Source organism: Fundidesulfovibrio agrisoli (assembly GCF_022808715.1).
Classification (GTDB): Bacteria; Desulfobacterota; Desulfovibrionia; order Desulfovibrionales; family Desulfovibrionaceae; genus Fundidesulfovibrio; species Fundidesulfovibrio agrisoli.
This window is the reverse complement of the sequence record NZ_JAKZKX010000015.1, coordinates 22,419-47,349: the sequence shown is the minus strand read 5'-3', so window position 1 is coordinate 47,349 and position 24,931 is coordinate 22,419. Positions and strand designations below refer to the sequence as shown.

General features: G+C 68.2%; 19 protein-coding genes. 7 read left to right on the top strand and 12 right to left on the bottom strand.

Going from position 1 to position 24,931, the window contains the following annotated elements; all coding sequences use genetic code 11:
• Position 1: 1 nt before the first annotated feature.
• Both MLE27_RS11840 and MLE27_RS11835 read left to right on the top strand, forming a co-directional pair.
• The gene (locus tag MLE27_RS11840) at positions 2 to 1,294 is read left to right on the top strand and encodes a glycosyltransferase family 4 protein (protein ID WP_243312284.1); all 1,293 of its coding nucleotides are present in this window, start codon (positions 2 to 4) and stop codon (positions 1,292 to 1,294) included.
• Complete coding sequence (locus tag MLE27_RS11835; RefSeq protein WP_243312283.1) at positions 1,294 to 2,739, top strand: B12-binding domain-containing radical SAM protein; 1,446 nt, start codon at positions 1,294 to 1,296, stop codon at positions 2,737 to 2,739. Before MLE27_RS11840 ends, MLE27_RS11835 begins: the two co-directional genes overlap by 1 nt.
• Positions 2,740 to 2,745: 6 nt before the next feature.
• Here MLE27_RS11835 and MLE27_RS11830 read toward each other — a convergent pair whose 3' ends face one another.
• Positions 2,746 to 4,329, bottom strand: a complete 1,584-nt coding sequence (locus MLE27_RS11830; RefSeq protein WP_243312282.1) for a 4Fe-4S binding protein — start codon at positions 4,327 to 4,329, stop codon at positions 2,746 to 2,748.
• 85 nt (positions 4,330 to 4,414) lie between these two features.
• Between MLE27_RS11830 and MLE27_RS11825 the strand changes: the two genes are divergently transcribed.
• Genes MLE27_RS11825 through MLE27_RS11815 form a run of 3 tightly spaced genes read left to right on the top strand, consistent with a single transcriptional unit; the run spans position 4,415 to position 6,259 of the window.
• Positions 4,415 to 5,119: a Crp/Fnr family transcriptional regulator gene (locus MLE27_RS11825; protein WP_243312281.1), complete on the top strand. Its 705-nt coding sequence runs from the start codon at positions 4,415 to 4,417 to the stop codon at positions 5,117 to 5,119.
• A 32-nt stretch (positions 5,120 to 5,151) separates the two neighbouring features.
• Entirely contained in the window at positions 5,152 to 5,592 is a 441-nt protein-coding gene (gene fliJ / locus MLE27_RS11820; protein WP_243312280.1) for a flagellar export protein FliJ, read from the top strand.
• Positions 5,585 to 6,259 (top strand): MotE family protein, encoded by a 675-nt coding sequence (locus MLE27_RS11815; protein ID WP_243312279.1) that lies wholly within the window; start codon positions 5,585 to 5,587, stop codon positions 6,257 to 6,259. The genes fliJ and MLE27_RS11815 overlap by 8 nt, the downstream gene beginning before the upstream one ends.
• A gap of 174 nt (positions 6,260 to 6,433) precedes the next feature.
• Here the strand turns inward: MLE27_RS11815 and MLE27_RS11810 are convergent, their stop codons facing one another.
• The 7 genes from MLE27_RS11810 to panC form a co-directional block, all read right to left on the bottom strand.
• Entirely contained in the window at positions 6,434 to 7,291 is an 858-nt protein-coding gene (locus MLE27_RS11810) for a dienelactone hydrolase family protein (protein WP_243312278.1), read from the bottom strand.
• Between the two features lie 85 nt (positions 7,292 to 7,376).
• Entirely contained in the window at positions 7,377 to 7,715 is a 339-nt protein-coding gene (locus MLE27_RS11805) for a hypothetical protein (protein ID WP_243312277.1), read from the bottom strand.
• Positions 7,716 to 7,738: 23 nt separating this feature from the next.
• Positions 7,739 to 8,176 carry a DciA family protein gene (locus tag MLE27_RS11800; protein ID WP_243312276.1) on the bottom strand — a complete coding sequence of 146 codons (438 nt, stop codon included), beginning with the start codon at positions 8,174 to 8,176 and terminating at the stop codon, positions 7,739 to 7,741.
• Positions 8,176 to 8,682 (bottom strand): hypothetical protein, encoded by a 507-nt coding sequence (locus tag MLE27_RS11795; RefSeq protein WP_243312275.1) that lies wholly within the window; start codon positions 8,680 to 8,682, stop codon positions 8,176 to 8,178. The genes MLE27_RS11800 and MLE27_RS11795 overlap by 1 nt, the downstream gene beginning before the upstream one ends.
• A 207-nt stretch (positions 8,683 to 8,889) precedes the next feature.
• Positions 8,890 to 9,450, bottom strand: coding sequence for a hypothetical protein (locus tag MLE27_RS11790; RefSeq protein ID WP_243312274.1), 561 nt, complete (start codon positions 9,448 to 9,450; stop codon positions 8,890 to 8,892).
• A 298-nt stretch (positions 9,451 to 9,748) separates the two neighbouring features.
• The gene (gene metK / locus MLE27_RS11785; protein WP_243312273.1) at positions 9,749 to 10,918 is read right to left on the bottom strand and encodes a methionine adenosyltransferase; all 1,170 of its coding nucleotides are present in this window, start codon (positions 10,916 to 10,918) and stop codon (positions 9,749 to 9,751) included.
• Positions 10,919 to 11,049: 131 nt separating this feature from the next.
• Positions 11,050 to 11,895: a pantoate--beta-alanine ligase gene (gene panC, locus MLE27_RS11780; protein ID WP_243312272.1), complete on the bottom strand. Its 846-nt coding sequence runs from the start codon at positions 11,893 to 11,895 to the stop codon at positions 11,050 to 11,052.
• A gap of 397 nt (positions 11,896 to 12,292) precedes the next feature.
• Here panC and MLE27_RS11775 point away from each other — a divergent pair, with 397 nt between their 5' ends.
• Together MLE27_RS11775 and MLE27_RS11770 are read left to right on the top strand one after the other, a co-directional pair.
• Positions 12,293 to 12,610 carry a hypothetical protein gene (locus tag MLE27_RS11775; protein ID WP_243312271.1) on the top strand — a complete coding sequence of 106 codons (318 nt, stop codon included), beginning with the start codon at positions 12,293 to 12,295 and terminating at the stop codon, positions 12,608 to 12,610.
• A gap of 59 nt (positions 12,611 to 12,669) precedes the next feature.
• On the top strand, positions 12,670 to 13,254 hold the full coding sequence (locus tag MLE27_RS11770) for a hypothetical protein (RefSeq protein WP_243312270.1): 585 nt from the start codon (positions 12,670 to 12,672) through the stop codon (positions 13,252 to 13,254).
• Between the two features lie 574 nt (positions 13,255 to 13,828).
• Here MLE27_RS11770 and MLE27_RS11765 read toward each other — a convergent pair.
• From MLE27_RS11765 to MLE27_RS11750, 4 genes are all read right to left on the bottom strand, one after another.
• Complete coding sequence (locus MLE27_RS11765; RefSeq protein WP_243312269.1) at positions 13,829 to 15,898, bottom strand: hypothetical protein; 2,070 nt, start codon at positions 15,896 to 15,898, stop codon at positions 13,829 to 13,831.
• On the bottom strand, positions 15,795 to 16,661 hold the full coding sequence (truA, locus tag MLE27_RS11760; protein WP_243312268.1) for a tRNA pseudouridine(38-40) synthase TruA: 867 nt from the start codon (positions 16,659 to 16,661) through the stop codon (positions 15,795 to 15,797). The genes MLE27_RS11765 and truA overlap by 104 nt, the downstream gene beginning before the upstream one ends.
• 185 nt (positions 16,662 to 16,846) lie before the next feature.
• Entirely contained in the window at positions 16,847 to 19,174 is a 2,328-nt protein-coding gene (pbpC, locus tag MLE27_RS11755) for a penicillin-binding protein 1C (RefSeq protein ID WP_243312267.1), read from the bottom strand.
• A gap of 161 nt (positions 19,175 to 19,335) precedes the next feature.
• Positions 19,336 to 24,834, bottom strand: coding sequence for an alpha-2-macroglobulin family protein (locus tag MLE27_RS11750; protein WP_243312266.1), 5,499 nt, complete (start codon positions 24,832 to 24,834; stop codon positions 19,336 to 19,338).
• Positions 24,835 to 24,931: the final 97 nt, after the last annotated feature.

Below are 24,931 nucleotides of genomic sequence, written 5' to 3'. Positions count from 1 at the left end.
CATGACCTCATTCCGCAAGACCGCAGCACAGAACGTCCCCGACGGGTTCGACCTGGGGAGCCACCCCAAGGTGGCCATCATCGTGGAAACCACCATCCCGCCGGTGTCGCGCGCCAACCTGCGCATGTACTGGCTGGCCAGGGAGATCATCGCCCAGAAGAAGGCCCTGGTGAACATGATCGCCCCCAGCCGGGACCTGGGCTCCAGGGCCTCCTACTTCACCGAATGGATCTGGATGAACCAGTACCCCGGCTTCGGCAAGTCGCTCTACGGGGCGCTTCGCCTGCCGGTGCGCATCTGGCACTTCCTGGCCTCGATCATCTCCATCGTGGTGCTGGAGGCCTGGTACCGCCGCTCCGGGGCGCGCGGCTTCTGCGCCGTGCACGCCTGGAACCCCCTGGCGGGCATGGCCGCCGTGGTGGCGGGCTGGCTCATCCGGCGGCCCGTGTTCCTCGACTTCACTGATTTCTATTCCGACATCGCCCGCACGGACATGCCCCTGCTGGCCAAGCCCCTGGTCTGGATGGAGAACCTGGTGCTGGGCCGGGCGCGCAACGTGTTCGTCGTCTCCGACGTGATGCGCGAGCACCTCATCGTGAACAAGGGCCTGCCGCCCGAGAAGGTGGTGGTTGTGCCCGACGGCACCGACGCCCAGACTTTCCGCCCCGGCCTGGACGGGGCGGCCGTGCGCCGCAAGCTGGGCATCGCCGACGAGACCCCGCTCATCATCTTCCACGGCGACATCAAGCACGACGACGGCGTGGACGTGCTCCTGAACGTGCTGGCCGAAGTGGTCAAGACCCGGCCGGACACGCGCCTGCTCATCCTGGGCGGGGGCGGCCCCTACTTCGACGGGGTCATCAAGCCCATGATCGAGAGCTTGGGGCTGGCCCAGCACATCGTAAGCCCCGGCTGGATTCCGCACAACGAGGTCCCGGCCTACGTCAACGCCTGCGACGTGGGCGCCATGACCCTGCGGGCCACGCTCAACCACGACAACTACCTCTCCTTCAAGCTCTTCGAGTACTGGGCCTGCGGGCTGCCCGTGGTGGTCACCAGGCTCAAGGCCATCGGGCGCATCGTCAAGGACGGCGAGAACGGTCTGGTCTGCCCCTCCGAGGACGTGGCCGCCTACGCGGCCGCCTTCCTGCGCCTCATCGAGGACCGCGAGCTGGCCCGCCGCATGGGCGCGGCCGGGCGCGAGCTGGTGGAGCGCGAGTACGACTGGCGCGCCATCATGAAGAAGGAAGTGGCCCTCTACACCCCCGAAGTGCTGGACCTCTCCAGCCGCTGATGGCCACCGTCCTCTTCCTGCAGCGCGACGGGTACGAATCCTTCGGCCCCATGTATTTGAGCGCGGCCCTGGCCCGGCGCGGCCACCGGGCCGAGGTGCTCGTGGAGGTGGAGGAGGGGCGCGGCTTCATGGCGGCCGTGGCGGCGGCCAAGCCGGACATCGTGGCCTTCTCGCTCATGAGCGGCCTGCAGGACTGGGCCGCGCGCACGGCCCGTGCCGTCAAGCGCCTGATGAACGTGCCCGTGATCGCGGGCGGGCCGCACTGCACCTTCTTCCCCGAGTTCATCGAGGAGGAAGGCATCGACGCCGTGTGCCGGGGCGAGGCCGAGGACGCCCTGCCCGACTTCGCGGACGCCCTGGCCGCCGGGGGCGACGGCTCGGACGTGCCGGGCTTCTGGGTCAAGACGGCCCGGGGCGTGGCGAAGAACGAAATCTACCCCCTGCGCCCGGACCTGGACAGCCTGCCCAGGCCGGACCGCACTCTGTACGCCCGGCGCTACCCCCAGCTTGCCCGAAGCTCGGGCGCGCAGATCCTGGTGGCCCGGGGCTGCCCCTACAGTTGCAGCTTCTGCTACAACCGCGTGCTGCGCGGGCTCTACAAGGGCAAGGGCAGCTACATCCGCCGCCACGGCCACCGGCGCGTGCTGGACGAAATCCGCGACATCGCCGCCAGCCGCAGCGCGCCGCTACGCTACGTGACCTTCGTGGACGACCTCTTCGTGCAGGATAGTGAGTGGCTGGAGGGATTCCTGGAGCTGTACCGGGCCGAAGTGGGCCTGCCCTTCATGTGCGGGGTGCGCGCCAACCTCATGGACGAGGCCCTCACCAAACTGCTGGCCCGCTCGGGCTGCAGGATGGTCTCCTTCGGGGTGGAGAGCGGCGACGCGGCCATGCGCAACGAGACGCTCAACAAGAAGATCTCGGAAGAGCAGATCGTGCGCACCGCGGCCATGCTGCACGCGCACGGCATCCGCTTCTCCACCTTCAACATGTTCAACCTGCCCGGCGAGACGCTTGAAAAGGCCGTGGCCACCCTGCGCCTGAACCAGCGCATCAGGGCGGGCAACCACCCCTGGTCCGGGCTGTTGCAGCCCTACCGGGGCACGGACGTCTACGACATCGCGCTCCGCATGGGCCTGATCCCCCAGGGCGAGACCGGGGCCAACCTGTTCACCTCGGCCACGCTGCGCCAGCCCGACACCGATGCCCTGGAGCGCTTCAACGCCTATTTCTACTGGATGGTGCGCTACCCCTGGCTGGAGCGCCCGCTCATGGCCCTGGTGAAGCATCCGGTGCCCGTGCTGGGGCCGGTGCTGGCCAAGGTGTCGTCGCTCGCGGTCTCGCTGCACCGCTACGCCTGCCTCTTCGCGCCCTTCGAGGGCTGGATGGGGGCGCTGGGCACGGCCGTTCGCGACGGCCTGCGCAGGATCAGGAGCTATCTCTAGCCCGCGTCAGATGCGGGCCACCCCCAGAAACACCGCGTGCAGCCCGGCCACCAGCACCGAAAAAGCGACCCACACCCACGGCCCGGAGCGGCCCAGGAAGGTCAGCTCCATCTCCGACTTGGGGCAGGTGCCCAGGCAGTCCCGGCAGAGCGAGCAGGACACGCCCGGCCGCTTACGGGCCAGATCCTCGGGGCGCAGGGCGTCGTAGCGGCAGGCCCGCGAGCACACGCCGCAGCCTTTGCAGCCGCTGCCGATCGTCAGCCGCCAGGGCGAGAGTTTTCCGGCCAGCCCGGCCAGCAGTCCCATGGGGCACCAGCCCGTGCAGTGGGCCATCACGCCCATACGCCGTGAGGCGAAGGCCATGATCCCCACCCCGGCCAGCCCGAACGCCGCCGCCAGCCAGACCGCCGTGAGGACGGGAACCCCCATGCGGCCCAGGCCCCAGGCCACGGCGAACACCGCCGCCGCCAGCAGGATGCGCCCCCGGCGCAACCAGGCCGGGGCCGATGCCGGACGTTTGCGCGCCTGGCTCATGGCCGAATCCCAGGCTCCGATGTAGCAGAGGTGGCTGCACCAGGCCGGGCCCACCAGCAGCACCGTGGCCGAAAACAAAACCAGCATGAACAGCCCCTCGCCACGGAACAGCGGCCCGGCCACGATGAGCGCGGGCACGGGCAGGTGCAGCGCGCCGGTCATCAGGAAATCCTTGAACCCGGCCAGGCCCAGGGCCAACTGGCCGAAGAACACCAGGGAGAACAGCCCCCAGGCCCGCCTGCGCGCCTTCGGGGCCCGCTTCGGGTCGCACAGCGTTTCGGCCAGGAAGCCCGCGTAGAGCGCCAGCAGCGATATCTCCAGCCAGCCCGCGCCCTGGGCGAAGCGTTCCGCCAGAAGCATGGGCGGGCGCACCTTGAGCTGCACCACGGCCAGCAAAGCCAGCGTGATGCCCCAGGCCGCGAACCCGGCGGCTGGGAACTCGCGGAAGATTCCCTTGGGTTGTTGCTCCCCCGCGTCCGGCCTCGCGGACGCGCCGGACAGTGGGTCCGCGTCACCCCGCCTGCGATTGGCCGTCCGCAAATCCGCGATGTGCGGCGCCCCCAGGGTGCGGGGCAGTGCGGCCTCCAGGGCGTCGTTCCCGGCCCATGGCGCGTCCTGCGCCGATGAGTTCACACTCATGCCCGCACCTCCAGCTGTGGAGCCCGCGCCGGGCTCGTCCCGGCCGTTGCGCCGTCCCGCTCCGCCGTCTTTATTCCCGTTGCGGGCGAACAGCGGGTGCTCCAGAACCCAGGCCGCCAGCGCCGTGACCAGGGCCGCCACCCCGAGGATGACCGCCAGCCGCAGCCAGGGCGCGCCCATGGCCTGGCGCAGCCGCACGAAGTGCAGCATGGTGTCCACGGTGAGGAGCGACCCTGCCAGGGCCAGAACCTGGTTCACCCGCCGCACGGATTCCCGGCGGGTGAAGATCAGGCAAACCGCCGGGGCCAGCCAGCCCAGGGCCTCCCAGAGGCTGTACCAGCGGTTGAGGTGCGCCGCCGGGATCAGCGCGCCCAGGGCGACCAGGGCCACCAGCCCCGCGTTCTTGACTCGGTTCATGTGCCGCTCCACGAAAGTCGTTCACCTGTTTTCTAGCACGGATGGACTGCGGGGCATTGATTTGCGTCACAAACCGGGTAATTCCATGCCCATGAAAAAACAGACCTCCTCCACCGGCACGCTTTTAAGCATGGTGCCCCTGTTCTCCAAGCTGAGCCCGGCGCAGCTTGAGACCATCGAGCAGAACTCCGCGGTCATCAAGGCGGACAAGGGCCAGGTGCTCTTCCTGGAAGGCGCGGAGGCCAAGGGCCTCTACATCCTGCTGCAAGGCCAGGTGAAGATTTTCAAGGCCTCCTCCGAAGGCAAGGAGCAGATCCTGCACATGCTCGGCCCGGGCGAGCCCTTCGCCGAGGTGCCCATGTTCCAGGGCGGGGTCTTCCCGGCCAACGCCATGGCCGTGCAGCCGAGCACCGTGCTCTATACCGAGAAGGCCGTGCTCATGCGCCTCATGGAGCGCGACGCAGGGCTGGCCATGGCGATGCTGGCCGCGCTCTCCCAGAGGCTGAGGCAGATGGCCACCATGATCGGCCAGCTCACCCTGCGCGAGGTGCCCGCCCGCCTTGCCGCCTACCTGCTGCTCCAGGCCGAGGAGAAGCGGTCCGACACCTACGTGCTGGACATGAGCAAGGGGCACCTGGCCGCCTTCCTGGGGGCCACGCGCGAGGCCCTCTCCCGCGCGCTGGCACGCCTGGAGGACTCTGGCTGGATCTCCATGGACAACCGCACCATCACCATCCTGGACCGCGGGCGCCTCGAGGCCCTCTCCGAGGGGGACCTCAAGCTCAAGTAGCTGGCCCGGTCCTTGCTTGAAGGCCCGGCATCATGCCCAGACCATTCCGCTTCAACCTGGACAAGGTCCTGGAATACCGCTCCCAGCTGGAGGACCAGGCCAAGATCGCCCTGTCAAAGGCCCAACAGGCCCTGCGGGATCACGACCGTTTCCTGGAGATGCTGGAGGGCGACCTGGACCTCCAGCGCGAAAAGCTGGCCTCGACCGCCCTCAGCGCGGCCGAGCTCTGGCTGCTGCGCTCCTACATTCAGCGCCTGGAGCATGACCTGGCCCTGGGCAGGCAACGGCGCATCGAGTTGGCCCAGGACGTGCATAATTGCCGGGAAGAGCTGGCGGCCCGCGCCAAGGACCGCAAGCTCCTCGAAAAACTCAAGGAAACCCAGGCGGCCAGACATGTTGCGGAAGAAAACAGAAAAGAGCAGGCAGGCTTCGACGAAATGGCAACGCTTCGTTACCAGCCTCCGGTTGTCTAGGATCGCCCTGGCCGTGGCCGTGCTCGCGGCCGCCAAGCTGGCCCTGCTGCTGACCATGGGCCTGCGCATCGCGCCCGCTCCGGCCCCCGTGGCCGCGCTGCCCGCGCCCGCCGCCGTTTCGGCCGTGGCCCAGGCTCCCGCTCCGGTCAACGCCCCCGCCCCGGCCCCCGTGGTCCGGGCCTCCATCCTGGACGACGCCGCGGCCCACGCCCAGACGGCGGCAGCCGCCCCGGCCGCGCCGGACAAGAAAGCCCCGGCAACGGCCCAGCAGCCCGAAACCGTGCTCTCCGTCCAGGTGCTCAGACAACGGGCCGAGGCCCTGGACCGCCAGGAGCAGGCCCTCAAGACCCTGGAGGCCGACCTCAACGCCCGCCTGGCCTCCCTCAAGGAGCTGGAAGGCTCGCTCAAGAGCCTCCTGGACGAAGCCAAGACCGTCAAGGACGAGAAGATGCGCCACCTCATCGACATGTACACCAACATGAAGCCCAAGCAGGCCGCCTCGGTGCTTGAGACCCTGGACGAGAACGTGGCCGTCAAGATTCTGTCGGGCATGAAGGGCCGCCAGGCCGGCGAGATACTGACCTTCGTCGCGGCCAAGAAGGCCGCCAAACTCTCCGAGGATCTGACCAAGCTCCAGGCCGGCAAGGAACTGCCCGACAGGCCCTAGCATCCTGGCCTTTCACGAAGTCAAAAACCCCGCCGGGATATCCCGGCGGGTTTTTTGTGCGGCCGCGAGCAGTGGCCGCGCCGGCACCGGGATGGACGCCCCGGACCAGTTCGGGCCCATGCGGGGCAGCCGTTGCGCCCGGCCTCGGCCGCGCCGCGCTTCAAGAGCTTCCCTTCAACGGGTCTTGGCGGCCACCAGGCCGCCAAGAAACTCCAGAATCCGTTCCTGGGCGTCCGCCGTGGCCTCCGGGCTTCCCGCCAGGGTGGCTCCTTTCCCAGTCGGGCTGTGCTTGTTGAGCACTTCCGGCCGGTAGGTGAGGGGCAGATACGGGGTGGTAAACCCGTGGTGCGCCCCCGGATAGACCTTGAAGGCCACGGGTGCTTCATCGGCGGTGCGAGCGTCCACAAGCTCCCGGCAGAATCGCGCCGGAGTCCAATCGTCCGCTTCTCCGATCAGGATGAGCACCGGGGCGCGGTATTTTGCCTCCATGCGCTTCTTCTGGTCGCACGCTGGGAAGATGCTCACGGCCGCCATGAAGGCGGGCGACCCGGGGGTTCGCCCGGTCAGGCCGACCGAGGAGACCGCGTCCAGCGCGATGCCCGCCCCGTGGCTGAAACCGGCGACCAGCACGGAGTCGCTTTTCAACCTGGGATGCGCCGCGAGATATTCCAGCGCGCCATAGGCGTCCGCCACGCGCATGGCATCAGTAACCCGCTTGAAATCGGTGCAGATCTCCGTGAAACCGCGCGGCCTGAAACTATCCACGACCAGGCAGGCGTACCCTGCCCGCAGGAAATAATCCTTCCACAAGCCGAGATATTTCCCCGTCCCGCTACAGCCGTGCAGCAGCACGACCGCCGGGAACGGGCCCTCGCCGGGAGGCAGGGAAATGTAGCCCCTGATCTGCTGGTGATCCTGGCTTGCTGAGGCGAAATCCACCGCCTGGTCGCCGAGGGCGGAGCCCTCCCCGCAGTGGGCGCTCCAGACGGGCGCAAGGGACAAGACGCACCACAAAACGATCACCCGGAACATGGGCTTCTCCTTTGTGCTTACCGCAACGCAAAAAGCCCGGCCGGAGTGAATCCGGCCGGGCGCGAAAGGCGTGGGCTGCGCAGAGCTAGGCCGTGCGGGCCATGTGGCGGGTGCGCTTCTTGAGGCCGTTGATCTTGCGGCGCAGGATGTCCTTCTCCTTGCGGGAGGCGCCCTCGGCGGCCTTCTTGGCGCGCATTTCGCGCATCTGGGCCTTCATGGACAGGATCTGGGCCTTGTAGGGGGACGCGCCGCCCTCTTCCTCGGTGATGCCCATGGCGGCCTTGATCTCGGAAAGGAGGGTTTCCTTGTCCTTGCCAGAGGCGCCGGTGATGCTGGGGATCTGGTTGATGACCAGGTCGCGCAGTTCCTTGGCGGTCATCTTGTCCAGGGGTTTCTTCAGGTCCAGGGTGATTTCGTCGGCCATTTTCCGCCTCCAAAGAGTTATTGTCACCTGCCGGGGCCATACTGGCGGACGTAGGCCGCATACGAGCGCCCCACGGCAGTTTCCGGGTCCAGTCGCAGGTTCCCCAGGTTGGCGATGCGTGGGGCGGGCGGCCGCCAGAAGGTCGGCGCCTCGCCGCTCGCGGCGTCCAGAGGGGTCTTGCCCTGTAGCAAATCGAACTGCACCCTGTCAAAGACTTGTTGCCCCAGAAATGTGTTGACCGCCAGCAGGATGTCCGGGGCCTCGTAGTGGCTCTCCTGCATGGCGATGGGGTCTTCCACGCCCACCAGCAGCGTGCCGCGCCGGTGGCCCATGGGGTGGGCGAAGGGGGCGATGTCCCCGAGCACTTCGCGCCAGCGCGGCCAGAGCATGGCCAGCCGGAAGCCTTGGGCGGCGTCGCTGCGGCTGGCGAAGCCCACGATCAGCGCCCCCAGCGGCTGCATCAGAGCCCCGCCTTCCAGACCACGTCCTCGATGCGCTCCTCGCCGGCGGCGTCCACCGGGACGATGAAGTGCGCCGCCTCCATGAGCATGGGCTCCAGGCGGGCGGTCTCGGCCGCAAGCTCCTCAGCGCGGGCCGGGTCGCCCAGGTTGCGGGCCAGGTCGGCCACGCCGCGCATGACGAAGAACACCTTGCCGCTAGCGCGCATGGCCTGGACCTGTTCCGGGTCGGCCAGGCCTTCCCCGATTACGGCCACGCTCTGCCCCGAGCCTGCGGCGGCCCGGGCCAGGGCCGGGGCGTCCGGGGCCTCGCCGTAGGTCAGGCCGAGCCGTTCGGCGGCCTGGCGGGCCAGTTCGCGCCTGCCCGAGCCCTCCATGCCGATGAAGAACAGATTCCCTGAGGCTCCACCGATGGAGGTGTCCTCCCCGGGGCCGAAGGTCACGGTCTTGTCCTCTTCGAGCACCTCGACGCGGAGCTTGATGGGGTTCTTGGGGGTTTTGAGCGTCATGGGGGCTACGTAACGCGTTTGGGCGGGATGTCAAAGGGAGGGCGCAGTGCCGGGCCCGGAAAGGCTCGCCCCTGGCCAACGGCCCCGCCGGCCGGTTTGCGTGCCGCTCTCCAGCCCGGCGCAGGCCGTCATGCCGATGCGGCTCATTTCACTTTCCGCGGCTCGGACCGGGCCGCGCGACAGTGGCCGCACGCCATGAGCCTTCCCTCATTGCGGCGCGTATAAAATCGATATCAGCAACTTATCCAGATCCTCGCTCTCCACCCCGTCGATGCCGATATAGCGCGTGAGCGTCACCTTGCCGCTGGCGGGGTCCACATCGAACTGGGCATGAGACGTATACAGTGTCCCGGTCAGGGCATCTTTGGATTCCGCATGGAGTATCCAGCCGTTCTCCTTCTTTTCCCACTTCGAATTGGGGCCGTAGGCCTTCATGCCGCGAACGAAATCGTTGACGGTGAAGCTGAATTGCTTTTCTGGAGCCCCCGTTTCCTGGTCGATGACCCCGGGCACGATCTTGGAGAACAGCGTGTCCACAACCCCGAGGAGCGAGCCGTAAGACCTGAACAGGTCGTTTCGCGTATGCAGTTCCGACTTGAAGAACTGCTCCGGCGGGGGGCTGGCGCATGAGATGACGCACACGGCCAGAAACATGGAAAATATGATCCGCTTCTTCATGTGAATAACATCCGTTGAAAGGGCTTCCGATGCTTTGGAGTCACGCAAATGCCGCCCGCTTGTTCGCACTTTCCTGCTGACGAAGGCCATGCAAAGAATATCCTCCTGGGCAGCGGCAACTCGCGAAAGTCGCCGCAAAGGGAATCCCTGCACGCCTGGCAATCTATTGCGCGCGCTGCAATTACTCTACCACTTATTCATATTTGTTACATCTCCACTACAGTGCCTGTCAAGTTCAATCCAGACGTGGCCATCAGGGCCGCCCTCATGACGCCCCCAGAGCCGACGCAGGCCGGATGCATGGCCTGCTTCTCCAACCTGCCCGCGGAACAAAAAAAGCGCCCGGACGTTGGTCCGGGCGCTCGATGCTCGATGGAGAGGCGGGGAGCTAGATCTTCAGCGCGGTCTTGAGGTCGGCCACGGCGTCGGTCTTCTCCCAGGTGAACTCGGGCAGCTCGCGGCCGAAGTGGCCGTAGCAGGAGGTCAGCCCGTAGATGGGGCGCTTCAGGTCCAGGCGCTTGGTGACGAAGTAGGGGCGCATGTCGAACACTTCGCGCACGGCCTTGGTCAGCTCGGCGTCGCTGAACTTGGAGCAGCCGTTGGTGCTCACCAGCACGGAGACGGGCTCGGCCACGCCGATGGCGTAGGCGATCTGCACTTCGCAGCGGTCGGCCGCGCCGGAGGCGACCACGTTCTTGGCCACGTAGCGGGCGAAGTAGGCCGCGGAGCGGTCCACCTTGGAGGGGTCCTTGCCGGAGAAGGCGCCGCCGCCGTGGTGGCCCATGCCGCCGTAGGTGTCCTGGATGATCTTGCGTCCGGTCAGGCCGCAGTCGCCCAGGGGACCGCCGATGACGAAACGGCCGGTGGGGTTGATGTAGATCTTGGTGTTCTTGTCCAGCAGCTCGGGCGGCAGGGCCTTCTGGATGACCTCCAGCTTGATGGCGTCCACCAGGTCGTCGTAGCTGATGTGCTCGTCGTGCTGGGAGGAAACGACGATGTTGTCGATGCGCGCGGGCTTGCCGTTCTCGTACTCCACGCAGACCTGGGTCTTGCCGTCGGGGCGCAGGAAGCCGAGGATGTTCTCCTTGCGGACGTAGGCCAGGCGGCGGGAGAGCTTGTGCGCGTAGTAGATGGGCGCGGGCATCAGGGTGTCGGTCTCGTTGACGGCGAAGCCGAACATCATGCCCTGGTCGCCGGCGCCCTGCTCCTCGGGCTTGGTGCGGTCGACGCCCTGGGCGATGTCGGCGGACTGCTTGTCCACGGAGGAGATGACGGCGCAGGTCTCCCAGTCGAAGCCCATCTGGGAGCTGTTGTAGCCCACGTTCTTCACGGTCTCGCGCACGATGCCCGCGAAGTCCGCGAAGGCGGAGGTGGTGATCTCGCCGGCGATGAAGGCCACGCCGGTGGTCACCAGGGTTTCGCATGCGACGCGAGCTTCGGGGTCCTGCTTGAAGATGACGTCAAGAACGGCGTCGGAAATCTGGTCGGCCACCTTGTCGGGATGGCCCTCGGTGACGGACTCGGAAGTGAAGAGATACTTGCCCTTGGCTGCGGACATGAAGTTTCCTCCCAGGGAATATATTCGCCGGAGCGGCGATAAAGGCAAAATCATGCGGAGCGGCCTAAGAGGCCGCTAGGCCATGTGTCACAACTGCGGAAGGCTTGTCAAATGCCTCCGGGACATTTTTTTCAATCCAGCAGCAGGTTGTCGATCAAGCGCGCCCCGGGGAAGAACAGGGCCACCGCGATCAGCGCCGGGCCCGAGGCGTCCTCCAGGGGGAGCATGCTCTCGGGGTGCACGCAGGCCACGTAGTCCGGCCGGGCAGAGGGGATGTTCTCCTTATAATAAGCCAGCAGGCGTTCGGTCAGCTCCCGGGCGGAGGTGACGCCCTGGGCCTTCCAGTCGCGCGCGGCCCGCAGGCCCTTCTGGATGTGCGGGGCCAGGGCGCGGTCCTGGGGGGAGAGGTAGACGTTGCGCGAGCTCATGGCCAGGCCGTCGGCCTCGCGGTGGATGGGGCGGCCCTCGATGGCCACAGGGATGTCCAGGTCGCGCACCATGCGCCGGATCATGGCCAGCTGCTGCCAGTCCTTCTGGCCGAAAACCGCCGCGCTGGGCATGGCCAGCAGGAGCAGCTTGGTGACCACCGTGGCCACGCCGTCGAAATGCCCGGGGCGGGAAGCGCCGCACAGGCCCTCGGTGAGGCCGGAGACGCTCACCTTGGTGGCGAAGCCCTCGGGGTACATGGCCCCGGGTTCGGGCAGGAAGAGCACGTCCACCCCGGCCTCGCGGGCCTTGGCCGCGTCGCCCTCGGGGTCGCGGGGGTAGCGGTCCAGGTCCTCGCCCGGGCCGAACTGGGTGGGGTTGACGAAGATGCTGGCCGCCACCTTCTGGGCGTTGGCCCTGGCCCAGCTGAACAACGATATGTGGCCCGCGTGCAAAAAGCCCATGGTGGGGACGAGGGCGCTTGTGAGCCCCTGGCTCCGCCAGGACCAGCACACGGACTGGAATTCTTTGGGGTCGGTGATGATCTGCATTGGGATGCCTCCCGGTGTGGAGTGGCCGGGTTCTACTCCCGCGCGGGGCGGGTGTCGAGGGGGCTTCAGCCGCAACAGGCTCGCGACCGGTTGGGGCTTGGCAGGAAAATGCCCGAACAAGAAGAAAGTTCCCTACATAGCCCTATATGGGGTGCAGTGGATTTTTTTCTGACTACAATGCCCGGTTACCAGCCAATTCCTTGGCTGGAAACCAACTCCAGGAGACACCATGCATTCCCTTGAGACACCCCAACACTGCGACCCACTCCGGCTCTTTGGCACAGGCCAGGTCCATTCAGGAAATGGGCGGTCAACTCGAAACCTGAAACACCACACGTACCATACTGTGGTCCGCGCTTTGAGTTCCCATGACCCTCTGTATGCGAGGACCATGCACGTGATGGAGCACTACCTCGGCAAGCTCCCCGAGCCCATCAGGCGTTTGGCCATGCCCGCCATGGCACGCGAGATCAAGGAATTCACGGCGCTTTATAGCTATCTGCGCAAGGCCGCCGTGATCATCGAGAACCACCAACGCCTCCACAGCGGAAAGAACAGCGCACGGTTTGCCGCAGAGGAAAGTGGGAATCGGTTTAAGAGCCGAAAGCTCACTCAGGCCGAACAGGCTGAGCGCAGAGAACTTGTCCGCCGGGTCAAGTCGGGAGGCGCAAGAGACGGCGACCTGCTTCGGTATCTGGAGCTTTCCGTCGCATAACGCCAAGACATCAACCAGAGCCCCGGATGCAATATCCGGCGACATAGAGGAGACTACCGATGAGCAGCGAAACCATCGCTCTCGATTACATGATGGACAACGGGCTTGCGGACGATACGCCCAAAACGGCGTTGAGCCAGTTTGCCCAGGAGGAACACGGCCCGGGAGGCCTGTGGGTCCAACCGGCAGGGCAGCAAACCGGCAACCCCGATTCACCGGCCAGTGGCGGGCTACTAGACGCCGGAAACGGCATGAGCCCCTTTGAGCGCGAAGCCAGGGAAGCCAATCCCGGCTATCCGCCATCGTACCAGACACCCGCGGAACGGGAGGCCAGGGAAGCGGGTCAGCGCATCCATCAGGAAGGGATGTCCCCGAAGGACCGGGCCTGGGCGGAGGTCCTGCCGAATGGAGACGTCCGGTTTGGGGACGACACGTACCTGAGGTGGAAACCGCTTCCTGGGGCTGTCAGCAGCTTTTCGGGGGCGCTTGTCGGTTCAGTGACCCCAGGCAACCTCTTCAGTCAATGGGCAGTCGGCTATGGTGCCGAGGATTTAATCAATGAACACGTCCGGTGGCCGTGGTTATCATATGAACCTCGGGAACCAGATGCACGGAACAAGGAGGGGAATACTCCGTGGCTTTAAGGTCCATCGTTCGGAGACGGGGCTGGCTTTTGGGCCAGCCCTCTGCCATGAGCGCCAGCTATCCCCCCAAACTATACTGACCCACTTGCCACGGACCACTCAGCCACAATTTGCAAAATGCTTATTATACACGATAAAGTACAGGACAACGATCCCAAAAACGTAGATCACAAAATCGCGAATCATATCATTATTTTCATTCATCGCCAACCTCACACGGGAAATTCACACGGAGAAATGGCTCCGTAATATATACTCAGATAGATCATCGTAGCCTGTATCATTCGTGACACGAAAAAATAAACATAGTCATCCCCAGAAAAGTACATGTCCCTCACAGGACAAACCTCCTGATGCAGTAGATGATCAGCGCGCTCACCGGCAACGCCGCCAGGAACGGAATCACGCTCAGAACCACCCTTTTCCAAACCGGGAGTTTATCTTCCCCCATGACACCACCTTCCCCGAGAGAGAAACCAATTTGCCATGAACGAACAGCACCAAATACAACCAAGACGAAATCTGCTGTTCGATATATAACTCACAAGAACACCGGGAGCAACTTCAATCGGCATCACCCCAATAGCTTCACCAGCCGGTGCTTCTGCTCCAGTTGGAACTCGCTGGTCAGGCTGGGGCGGTGGGCCTCGAAGCCGGTGGCGGGCTTGAGCCAGCTTGCCACCCCGGCCCCGCGCACGTCCTCCACGCCCTTTCTCCAGGCCGGGATGAGGCCGTCCGGCGCCTGCCACAGCGTCGCTTCGGCCCGGTCCTTGTCGGCGGCCAGGGAGCGCCAGAAGGTGTCCGCGTTGGTCCAGAGCTGGCCCTTGCGCCCGGCGTTGCTCACGCCCAGCCAGCGCAGGCTGGCGGCCTGGGCCTTGAGCGGGGCCTCCAGGCGCGCGCCCACGGCGGGTTCCAGGGCGTCGGCGTTGGCATTCAGGTACTTGGCCAGCGAGTTCCAGGCCTGCGTGACCCGGCTCCAGCCCTTCTCCACCCCGTCCACGGCGGCGGTCACTGCCAGGGGCAGGGCCTTGGCGTTCTCATGCTCCAGGCCCAGGAGCACCCGGCCCTGATCCTGGCTGAAGAGGTTGTTCTCGGACCTGTGGAGGGTTCCGTTGATGATGGCCAGGCCGTCCGCGCCCGGGCTCTGCGCGCGCAGACCCGTGGATGCGAGCGCCCCGGTTCGCCCATCTGATAAATTGACGCGCTCGCCAATACGCTGGTTCTGCTGAGTGAGCTCCAGGGTGATGCCCTGATGTGTGAGCGCCCGGCCCGGAGTGACCGTGGAGGGTATGGCGGTCTCGCGAATGTCCGCCGTGAAGGAATCCTGCGCGCCCCCAACCGCCACGGCCATACGCTGGTAGGCGTCCCGCCAGGTGTCGCCCGCGTAGACGTTGAAGCTCACGGGCGTGCCGGTGAGCTTCGTGGTAAGGCCCAGGGACGAGAGCAGCCCGCCGGAGCCGTCCGCGAGGCTGAAATCCTGCCCGGCCGCGCCCGTGACTGTGAGCGAACTGCCGCTGGTGGAAGCCGCCGTGGCGGACGTGGCCGAAGGAATTGCCCAAGGGTCTACCGAGGCGCTCACCCCGGGCTGGGAGAATCCGGTGGAGCCCGCCACCGCCGGGGCGGCGAGGTTCAGCACGGCCGGGGAACCGGTGATCTCGGCGCGCACGGCCTGAAGCACGTCGTTCCAGGTCCAGCCCGCGAGGATCTTCACCGAATGGGAGCGGGCCTCCCCGCCGTAGGTGGAAGTGAAGGAGTAGGTCCCGGCGGCCAGCGTGGTGGCCTGGGTGGGGTCGTAGGTCTTGGAGATGTAGGACGAAGGCTGTGCGGCGTCGCCCACGGCGAAGGCCAGGTCGTGCCTGCCCACGGCCAGGGTGGTCGCCGCGCCAGGGTCCACGGGGTTGGAGCCGAACACGGTGGGCGCAGCGCTCTGTAAGCCTTGGAAGATGTAGTTCCCCTCCCCTGCCGAGCCCACCGGGTTCAGCGATGCCCGCACGCCGAGCTTTGCCAGCAGATGCCCGGAAGTGTCCGCCAGGGCGAGGTCCTGATCCTTGCGGGCGGGGTTGATGGAGAAGGTCAGCACCGATCCGGCCCCGGCCACGTCCGGCCCGAGCTGGAAGGCGGCGTTCTGCCAGGCCACGTCGGCGCGCACGGGCAGCCCGGCGCGGTTCACGGCGGCGGCCACCCCGGCCAGCACCCCACCCCAGGTGTCGCCCTTGGCCACGTCCAGGCTCAGGCTCTCGGTCTTGCCGCCCAGCGAAAGATTGAAGGAGTATTTGCCCGGGGCCAGGCTCGTGGCCTGCCAGGCCTGGAACCCGCTGGAGAAGGCCTTGAGCTCCGGCGTGGCCAGGGAGTCCGGCAGGGCCACGCCCGAAGCGTAGCCTCGCGCCTCCTGCGGCCCCGTCACCAGCCGGGCCTGGAACCAGGGCGTGTGCCCGGCGGGCCACTGGAAGCCCGCAAGGGCCTGGTCGAAATCCGTGAGCCTGCGCTCCAGCCCGGCGGCGATGGAGTCGGAAAGGGCCAGGCCGCCGCCCCCGGCGGGGTCATCCGCGCGGTGCAGCACCTCCCTCGCGGCCCAGGCCTTCTTCACCTGGGTCGAGCTCGGGGCGCTCTGCTCCTGCGTGGGATTGATCCTCACATCGCTCACGGTACGCGAACTCCATGCCTTCCAGGCACAGCCCCTTGGCCGGGGCCGTGGCCGGGGCCAGGCTTCTGTCCTTCTCAACAAGCACAGATCGGACGAAGTCCGGGTTCGCTTTACCCCTGCCCACCTCCACCAGGCAGCCCATGATGTTGCGCACCATCTGCTTAAGGAACCCCGGCCCGGTCACGCGCCAGACCGTTTCCTGCGGGGTCTGCCCCGGGTGGGGCGCGATGGACTCGATGGTGCGCACGGTGTCCCGCACGGGGGTGCCGGTGTTCTGGAAGCCCGCGAAGTCGTGGGTGCCGACGAGGAGGCTGGCGGCCTCCAGCATGGCCCGGGTGTCCAGGCGGCCCACCCGCCAGACGAAGGGCCTGCGCTGGGGCAGGATGAACTCGGCCTCGTGCCAGAGGGTGTAGGCGTAGAACTTGCGCACGGAGTGGACGCGGCAGTGGAAATCGGCCGGGACGCGCTCCACGGCCAGCACGGAGACGTCCCTGGGCAGTAGGGCGTTGAGCGCGCGGCGGAAGGGCAGGTGCCCCCTGGAGGCGGGGATGTCGGCGTGGGCGTGCTGGCCCAGGGCGTGGACCCCGGAATCCGTGCGGGAGGCCCCGTGCACGCGCACGAACCGCCCGCAGAGCTGCTCCAGGGCGGTCTCAAGGCAGCCCTGCACGCTGCGGCCCTGGCCCTCGGGCTGAAGCTGCCAGCCCGCGAACTCCGTGCCCTGGTAGGCCAGGGTGAATTTCAGGCGGATGGTGTCCTTGGTCATGGGCTTGCCCCTACACCGGCCCCGCCCCGGAGGGAAGACGCGGCACAGCGCCCTTGAATGTCACAAAGTGATATTCAATCACACAAGCGACTGTTTTCCCTCGCCAGGCATGCCAGGACGTCGCTGCGGGTGTTCACGGCCTCGCCCGCGTCGTTTCACCCGCTGCCCGCACCCTGCGCCAAACCCTATTGCACCTCGTAGCGCAGCGCGTCCGAGCGGCCCTGGGCGTCCACCACCACCAGCCTGTGCGCGCCGGGGGTCAACTCCAGGAACACCGTCTCCCCCACCTGGGAGGCGGCCACGTGCGCGCCGTCCTGGAACCAGGCCAGCGCCCCGGCGTCGGCCCCGGCCTGGGCGCACAGGCCCACGCGCTGGAAGCCCGAGGGGGAGTCCGGCCTGATCTGGTAGACCATCCGCGCCTTGGGCGAGGTGATGCGCGGCGGGAGCCCTGCCATGGCCTCGGGGCAGTCCGGGCTGGGCTCGGGCAGGCCCGGGGCGGGCATGCCCCCGGCGCGCCACCAGGCCGTGAGCTCCGCCGGGAACTGGGTCACCAGCTCCTGGCGCACCTCGCGTCCCGTGAGGCACTCGCCCGTGACGCGCAGTCCCGTGGCCGCGTCCACCAGCACGCGCCGGTGCACCGGGCAGGGCTCCAGGCGCGTCACGCCGGGAATCACGCTCATGCGCACGCGCTGCGCGCAGTCCGGCCCGGGCAGTTGGCGCGACAGGGCGCAGACCTCGGCCTCGGCCAGGTTCAGGCCCTCGGGCCGGGGCAGGCCCATGCCGTCGGGCTCCAGGGCCCGGAACACGTCGAAGAGCAGGGGCGCGGCCTGGCGCGCGCCCGAAATGCCCTTGACCGGGCGGCCGTCCACGTTGCCCACCCACACGCCCACGGCCAAGCGGGCCGAGTAGCCCAGGGCGAAGGCGTCGCGGTGCCCGAAGGATGTGCCCGTCTTCCAGGCCACGGCGGGCACGCCCCGGGCCTTTTCCACGCCGGCGGCCAGGTCCGGGCGCTCCAGGCGCGAGATGACGCCCGTGACCAGGGCGCAGGCCTCCGGGCTGAGCAGGCGCGCCTCGCGCGGGGGCAGGCCGTCCGCCAGGATCGAGGCCGGGCCGTGCATGCCGCCCCGGGCCAGGGTGGCGTAGAGGTTGGTCAGGTCCAAAAGGCTCACCTCGCCCCCGCCCAGCACCAGGGAGAGCCCGTAGTGCGCCGTGGGCCGCGAAAGCGTGCGCAGCCCGCCGTCCAGCAGCAGCCGGTGGAAGGGCTCCGCGCCCACGTCCGCCAGCAGGCGCACGGCCGGGGCGTTGAGGGAGTGGATCAGCGCCTCCTGGGCCTCCACCCGGCCCCGGTAGCTGCCGTCGTAGTTGCGCGGGTCGTAGGTGCCGGTGGCGATGGGGATGTCCAGCAGCAGGCTCTCGGGCGCGATGAGCCCCTTGTCGAAGGCCAGGGCGTAGAGGAAGGGCTTGAGCGCCGAGCCGGGCGAGCGCGGGGCCGTGGCCGCGTTGACCTTGCCGTGGTGGACGTCGTCGAAGAAGTCCGCCGAACCCGCCAGGGCCAGCACCTCGCGGCTGGCGAGGTCCAGCACCACCACGGCGGCGTTCTCCACGCCCTGGGCGCGCAGCTCCACCAGGCGGGAGCGCATGGCCTGGCGGGCCAACTCCTGCACGCGGGCGTCCAGGGTGGTGCGGATGCGCGGGGGGCGCTCCCGCCCGGGAGCGGCCATCTGGGCCAGGTGCGGCCCCACCAGCGGCGGGCGGCGTAGCCGCTCGGGCAGGCCCTGGGCGCTGGCGTGCTCCACCTCTTCGCGTGTGGCCGCGCCCGCGTCCAGGGCGGCCTGGAGCACGCGGTCCCGGGCGGCCTGGGCCGCCTCGGGATGCTTCACCGGGTTGTAGCGCCCCGGCGCGCGCGGAATGGCCGCCAGCATGGCCGATTCCGCCAGGGAGAGCTTGTCCGGCGTCTTGCCGAAGTAGAACCAGCTGGCCGCGCCCAGGCCCACGATGTTGCCGCCGCAGGGCAGCAGGTTCACGTAATGATTGAGTATCTCGCGCTTGCTCAGGCGCAGCTCCAGCTGCAAGGCCCGGAAGCACTCCACGGCCTTGGCCCAGACGGTGCGCGGCTTGGGCTCGGCCAGCCGGGCCACCTGCATGGTGATGGTGGAGCCCCCGCGCACCACGCGCCCGGCCTGCAGGTTGCCCAGCGCCGCCTGCAGGATGGAGAGCGGGTTCACGCCCGGGTGGCTGTAGAAATAGCGGTCCTCGCTGGAAATCAGGGTCTCCAGGCAGACGGGGGAGACTTCATCGAGCGCCACGGGGAAGCGCCAGGCCTGGTCCCTGGCCAGGAAGAAGCGGATGGGCTCGCCCCGGTTGCCCAGCACCACCGTGGAGGCCGGGGGCGCGAGCCGCTCCCAGGGGAAGGGGAACAGGGCGTCCAGCGCGGCGAAGCCAGCCGCGCCAATGAGCAGCAGGGCCAGCGCCAGGGCCAGGCCCCCCCTCCAGCCCCGCAGCCCGGAGAGCAAAGAACGGCCTGGCCGCCGCAAGCCCCGTGCCCACGGGGCCGCGTCGCGAAATGGCCGCCAGCACGGCCTCCCCTCCGGCCCGGAGCCAGGGGGGGTATTTTCACAGGCGGGAGGGGCGGCGGGCGTCTTGTCCGCGCCGCCCCCACCCTTCAAGCCTTGCGTCATTGACCGCCTTCCACCGTGATCCTGCCGAGTTCCGTGCCCGCCTGCAGCTCGGGGGCGTACATGGCCTCGGCCTGCACGGGCGGCAGGGCGTAGGTTCCCGGAATCACGGCCCGGCACAGGGTGTAGGCGTCCACCCACTTGTCGCCCGGCAGGTCCAGGAACACGTTGACCCTGTCGGCCCGGTAGTCCGCATAGTTGGTCTGCGCGGGCTCGGACTCCATCCAGGGCAGCTTGTCCGTGGTGGCGAGCCTGGGGTTCTCCACCTCCAGGCCGGAGGGCAGCAGCTGGGTGAGCACCACATGGGCCACCGGGCCGGCCGTGGAGCGCACCGAGGTCTTGACCACCACCGGCGTGCCCTGGGGCAGCCTGGCCACGTCCAGGGGCTTGCCGTCGCGGCCCAGGAACTCCCGCTTGACCTCCAGGCCCTTGGCGAAGGGCGCATACGTGGAGGCCTCGGGGATGCCGCGCGTATCCAGGCTGTAGAACAGCGCGCCGGGCTTGCACTCCGCCCCGGTGGCGATGCGCAGCGGCCCCGCGGCCTTGATGCGCTTGAGTGTCAGCGTCTTCACTCCGTCGTAGGCCGCCAGCGAGCTCTGCCCGGCCATGACCTGGGCCGTGCAGGGTTCGCCCGCCTGCTGGCGCGCGAACAGCTTGCCCAGGGCCATGAAGGCCATGCCCGCCTCCTGCGTGGAGCAGGGGCCCTTGGCCTCCAGCAGCCTGGAGACCTCGCGCGCGGCCTGGGCCGTGGCCGGGTTATCCGGGGCGGCGTCCACCAGGGCGGCCAGCATGAGCGCCTGGGCGCGCAGCGGGGAATCCAGGATGTCGTCGGCCGCGGGCGCGGGCACGGGCTGGCCCAGGCCGGTGAGCAGCCTGTCCGAGCCCTTGGCGTTGCCCGTGGCCACGTAGGCCGCCGCCAGCAGGGCCTTGGCGTCGGCCCCCAGCTTGCCCGCGAGCTTGCCCGTGAGGTGGTCCATCATGCCCTTGTCCGGCTTGCCCGCCCGGGCCAGCACGTACAGGCCGTAGGCCTGGGCCTTGACGAGGCCCACGGGCTGCTCCTGCTTGACGAAGTCCGCCAGCCAGTCCAGGGCCTGGGTCATGGACGGGCCCGTGACCTGGAAGCCCGCCTTGGAGGCCTCCAGCAGGAAGTGGATGGCGTACACCGAGCTCCAGGCGTGCTCGCGCTGGGCCCCGGGCCACAGCCCGAACCCGCCCGAGGGCAGCTGCATGGAGTACACCCGGCTGATGCCCACCTGCACCAGGGACTCCGGCGAGGCCTTGGCCAGGGCCTCGGGCTCCAGCTCCCGGGCCAGGTTGGCGAAGTACAGCAGCGGGAAGCTGCGCGACACGCTCTGCTCCAGGCAGCCGTAGGGGTAGCCCAGCAGGCTCTCCAGCTTGCCGCTGAAGCGCACCACGGGGTAGCGGCCCAGGCGCAGGTCCCGGCTGACGGAGCCGGGCAGCAGGCCCGAGGCCTCCTCCCCGAACTCCACCGGCCCGGCACCATTGGCTCCAGCCTGGATGCGGCTCACTGCCGGAAGCGGCGAGCGCACCAGGAACTCGGAGCGCACCTCGTAGCTTTCGCCGTTGCCGGAGGCCGAGAGCGCAAGCGCGCCCGTGCCCTCCTGCGTTCCCGCGGTTACGGCCAGGAACACGGTGCGGTCCTTGCCTTTGGGGATCTCAAGCGTGCGCGGCTGCTCCGTGCTGCTCACGGCCCCGGAGGCGGCCAGGGCCAGCTGGAAGCTGCCGTCCTTGTCGGTGTCGTTGCGCACGGTGACGGGCAGGCGCAGCCCGTCGCCCAGTTGGGCGAAGCGCGGGAACGTGGGCAGGATGGAGAGCGGGCTCCTGACACGGGTGAAGTGCTGGCTCGAGCCGAAGCGGTTGCCGTTCACGGCCACGGCCATGATCCTAAGCGCGCCCTGGAACAGGGGCACGTCGATGGTCCACTGCACGCGGCCCTGGGAGTCGGCCTTGAGCGGGCCGGACCAGAAGGCCACGGACTTGTCGCCCTGGGGCGATTCGGTGCGCAGGTAGCGGCCCATCTCGTCGCCGCCCGCCGGGGACTTGCCCGTGAGCGCCTTCACCTCCGGCAGGAGCATCATCCAGGTGTCGAAGGAGGTCACGCCCAGGCTGCGCTTGGCGTACAGCTCGCCCCAGGGGTCGGGGGTCTTCTGGGCGATGAGCTGCAGGATGCCCTCGTCCACGGCGGCCAGGGTCACCACCGCGCCGGGGTCGGCCTTGGCCGTGATGGTCAACTTGGTTTTGGGCTTGATGAGCTCGGGGGCCAGGATGGTCACGTTCTGGCGCCCGGCCTCGCGGGCCACGCCCACGCTGACCGTGCCGAAGGCGCGCCCGGCCTGGCCGGGACGGATGTCCGCGCCCTTACGCACCAGCACGCCCGTGACGTACACGTTGGGGCTGTAGCCCTGCTTCATGGGCACGCTGACCTCGGCCGTGTTGGCGGGCATGTCCACCACGAAGCTGTCCATCACGCCGATGGACTCCACCGTGAGCAGGAGCCTCCCCGCGAAGGGCGCGCGCACCTGGAAGCGGGCCGTCTCGCCGGCCAGATAGTCGGTCTTGGAGGGCACCAGCTCCAGCTTGGCCGGGTTCTCCATGGCCCAGGGGTTGTAGCCCTCGCCCGAGGCCCAGAGGCCGAGCTGCGAGGCCGAGCCCGAGGCCACGTCCGTGAGCACCACGCGGTAGGAGCCCACCTTGGGCGGGGTGAAGGCCACCTGACCCTTCTCGCCCGGGTCGGGCAGCTCGCGCCGCTCCACCAGGCGGGAGTCGCGCTTGGTTTCGTACTTGAGGGAGCCGTCGTCGGCGCGGCGCAGCACGGTCTGCCAGCGGTCCTCGAAGAATTCGGCCAGCAGCTTGGGCGACTTTGCCGGTTTGCCCAGGCCGTCCACCACCACGTAGTCGAAGGCGTGGGCCTGGCCCGGCGTCAGGCCGGATTCGCCCAGCTTCTTAAGCCCCGGGTACACGCTGTAGGCGTCCACGGGCATCTTGAGCCGCGCGGCCACGCCGCGCCCGCCCGCCTCGCTGACGCGCGCGGTGATGACCGCCGAGAGCGCGGCCGGGGGCTTGAGCCCCTCGGGGATGGCCGCCTTGAAGCCCAGCCTGCCCTGCTCGTCCAGGTTGCCGGGCTCCAGGTTGATGACCTGGGTCTCGAAGGAGCGGTCCGGGTCGCCGAAGGTGTACTCCTCGTAGCCCTTGGGCGCGAAAGGCGCGGGCATGAGCATCACCTGGGCCTCGGCGGCAAGCCCGGCGGCGGGCGCGCCGAACAGGTAGCGGGACTCGACGGTGAAGGCCAGGTCCGCGCCGGGGGAGGCCCGCTCGGAGCCGGGCTCGATGGAGGTGCTGATGCGGTCCGGCTTGAAGTCCTCCACTTCGAAGCGGTACTGGCCGATGGATTCGTCGCCCACGCGCGGCTCCATCAGGTAGGAGCCGGTCATGAAGTGCGCGGGGATGGCGCGGGTGAAGGAGGCCATGCCCTGGGCGTCGGTCTTCACGTTCTCGACGGCCACTTCGCGGCCCTGGGGGTCGCTCCAGACCAGCTTCACGGGCATCCCGGCCGGGGGCGTCTTGAGCTGCGGGTCGCGCACGGCCATGATCCCGTTCACGGTCTCGCCGGGGCGGTAGATGTTGCGCTCGCCCCAGATGGTGCTCACGTATCCCACGGCGGGCACGCCCGTGCCCGAGACGTCGAAGCCGGTCATGTCCGTGCGGAAGCGGTCGAAGTGCAGGAAGGAGTAGTCCGAATCCTTCTCCACGGTCACGATGAAGGGCTCGCGCTCGGGCGGCAGGCTGGAGAGGCCCGTGGTGCGCCAGAGGCCGTTCTTGTCCGTCACGCCCTGGAAGAGCACCTGGTTCTTGGTGGAGACCACCTTCACCCGCGCCCCGGCCACGGGGGCGGTGTCTTTATAGGAGGCCACCCAGACCAGCAGGTCGTCCTGGCCGCGCTTGGCCGCGATGCCCAGGTCCGTCATCAGGAGCCACTTCTGGCGCCTGCCGCTCCCGCCTTCGGCCTGCTCCACCGTGATGCGGTAGAGCCCGGATTCGGAGTCCTTCACGCGGGACTCCACGTCCATGTTGGTGAGCTGCTTCTCGTTGCGGGGGCGTTTGAGGTCCAGGGAGAAGTTGGCGATCTCGTCGCCCAGGTAGGGCAGCACGTCCTCGTAGCCTTCGCTCTCGAAGGTGGAGTCCCCGTAGTAGCTCAGGCTGAAGAAGATGTTGTTGCGGAACACCCGCTCGATGCGCACGTTGGCCTTGCCCGCGTTCACGGACTCCAGGGCCACGTTGCGCGAACCGCTGCGCGGCAGGAACACGCCCGGGTTGGCGAAGCCCACCGCGGGGGCCAGGTCGGGCACCTTGAAGGTGAAGCGGGCGTCCTTGGCCAGGGCGGCCCCGTTCAGGGCCGTGACCCCGGCCGGGACGGTCACGGTGTAGGAGGCCCCGGGCTTGAAGCCGCCGCTGAGCACCACGCTGCGGCCGCGCTCGGAGCCGATGCTGAAGGAATCGACCGCGGGCTCGATCACCAGTTTGCGGCGCAGGGCGTCGGTGTCCACCTTGGCGGAGAAGGGCAGCTCCCAGCCGCCCTGGCCGCCCGCCACGGGCTTGGGCGCGGCCACGGTGAGCGTGTCGGAGTGGGAGACGGCCACGGAATAGGCCAGGGGCTTCTCCAGCTTGAGGCCCTTGTCGGACTGGGCCTTGTTCTTGTCCACCAGCAGGGTGAACATGCGCGCCTTGGCCTCGCCCTGCACGGGCGCGCTCTGGAAGGCCAGGTCGGAGGTGCCGTAGCCCTCGTCCTTGGCGACCTCCAGGGGCACGGGCTGGGCGGCCCCGAGCTTGGGGTCCACCAGGGTCATGGCGGCGGCCATCTCGGAAGGCTTGATGTCGGCGTTGAAGCGGATGTTGCCCTTGATGACGTACCAGCCCGGGCGTCCCGCCACGGGCTCTGATTCGGCGCTGAAGTCGTACACGGTGAGCGCCTGGCCCTGCAGCGTGAACGACTGCGCCCCGGAGAGCGTCTCGCCCACGGGCAGGAAGTTCTCCGGCCGGGCCGTGAGCGTGTATGAGTCCGAGGGGTTGAAACCGCCCTTCTGGGCTGTCTTGAAGCTCAGGATGTATGGCCCCATCCAGACCCACTCGCCGGGCAGGGGCGGGTCCATCTCGAAGGGGGGCTTGGAGAGGGGGCCGTTGTACTCCGTATCGCCCACGGGTTTGGAGAACATGATGAGCAGCGTGTCCCGCCGGTTCCAGGTGTGGTAGTAGGAGAGCTGGCCCCCGGCTTGGCCCTCCGCCTTGCCCACCGACTTGGCCGGGGCCTGGGCCGGGGCGGACGCCGGCGCCGGAGCGGTGGCCGGGGTTTGCGGCGCGGATTCCCGGGCGGGCTGCCTGCCCCCCCAGAGGAAGTAGGCCTGCACCCCCACCACGACGAGCAACACCACGATGAGGAGCGACTTCAGGGAGGAAGAGGACGAGGGACCGTTCTGGCTCATGGGGGTCTCCGCTTGCGAGTCTTGTTTCAAGCTGCATACCATCCCGGCGAAATATCGCAACGTTCATGAAACCCTACCGCCTTGACGCCCCACGACA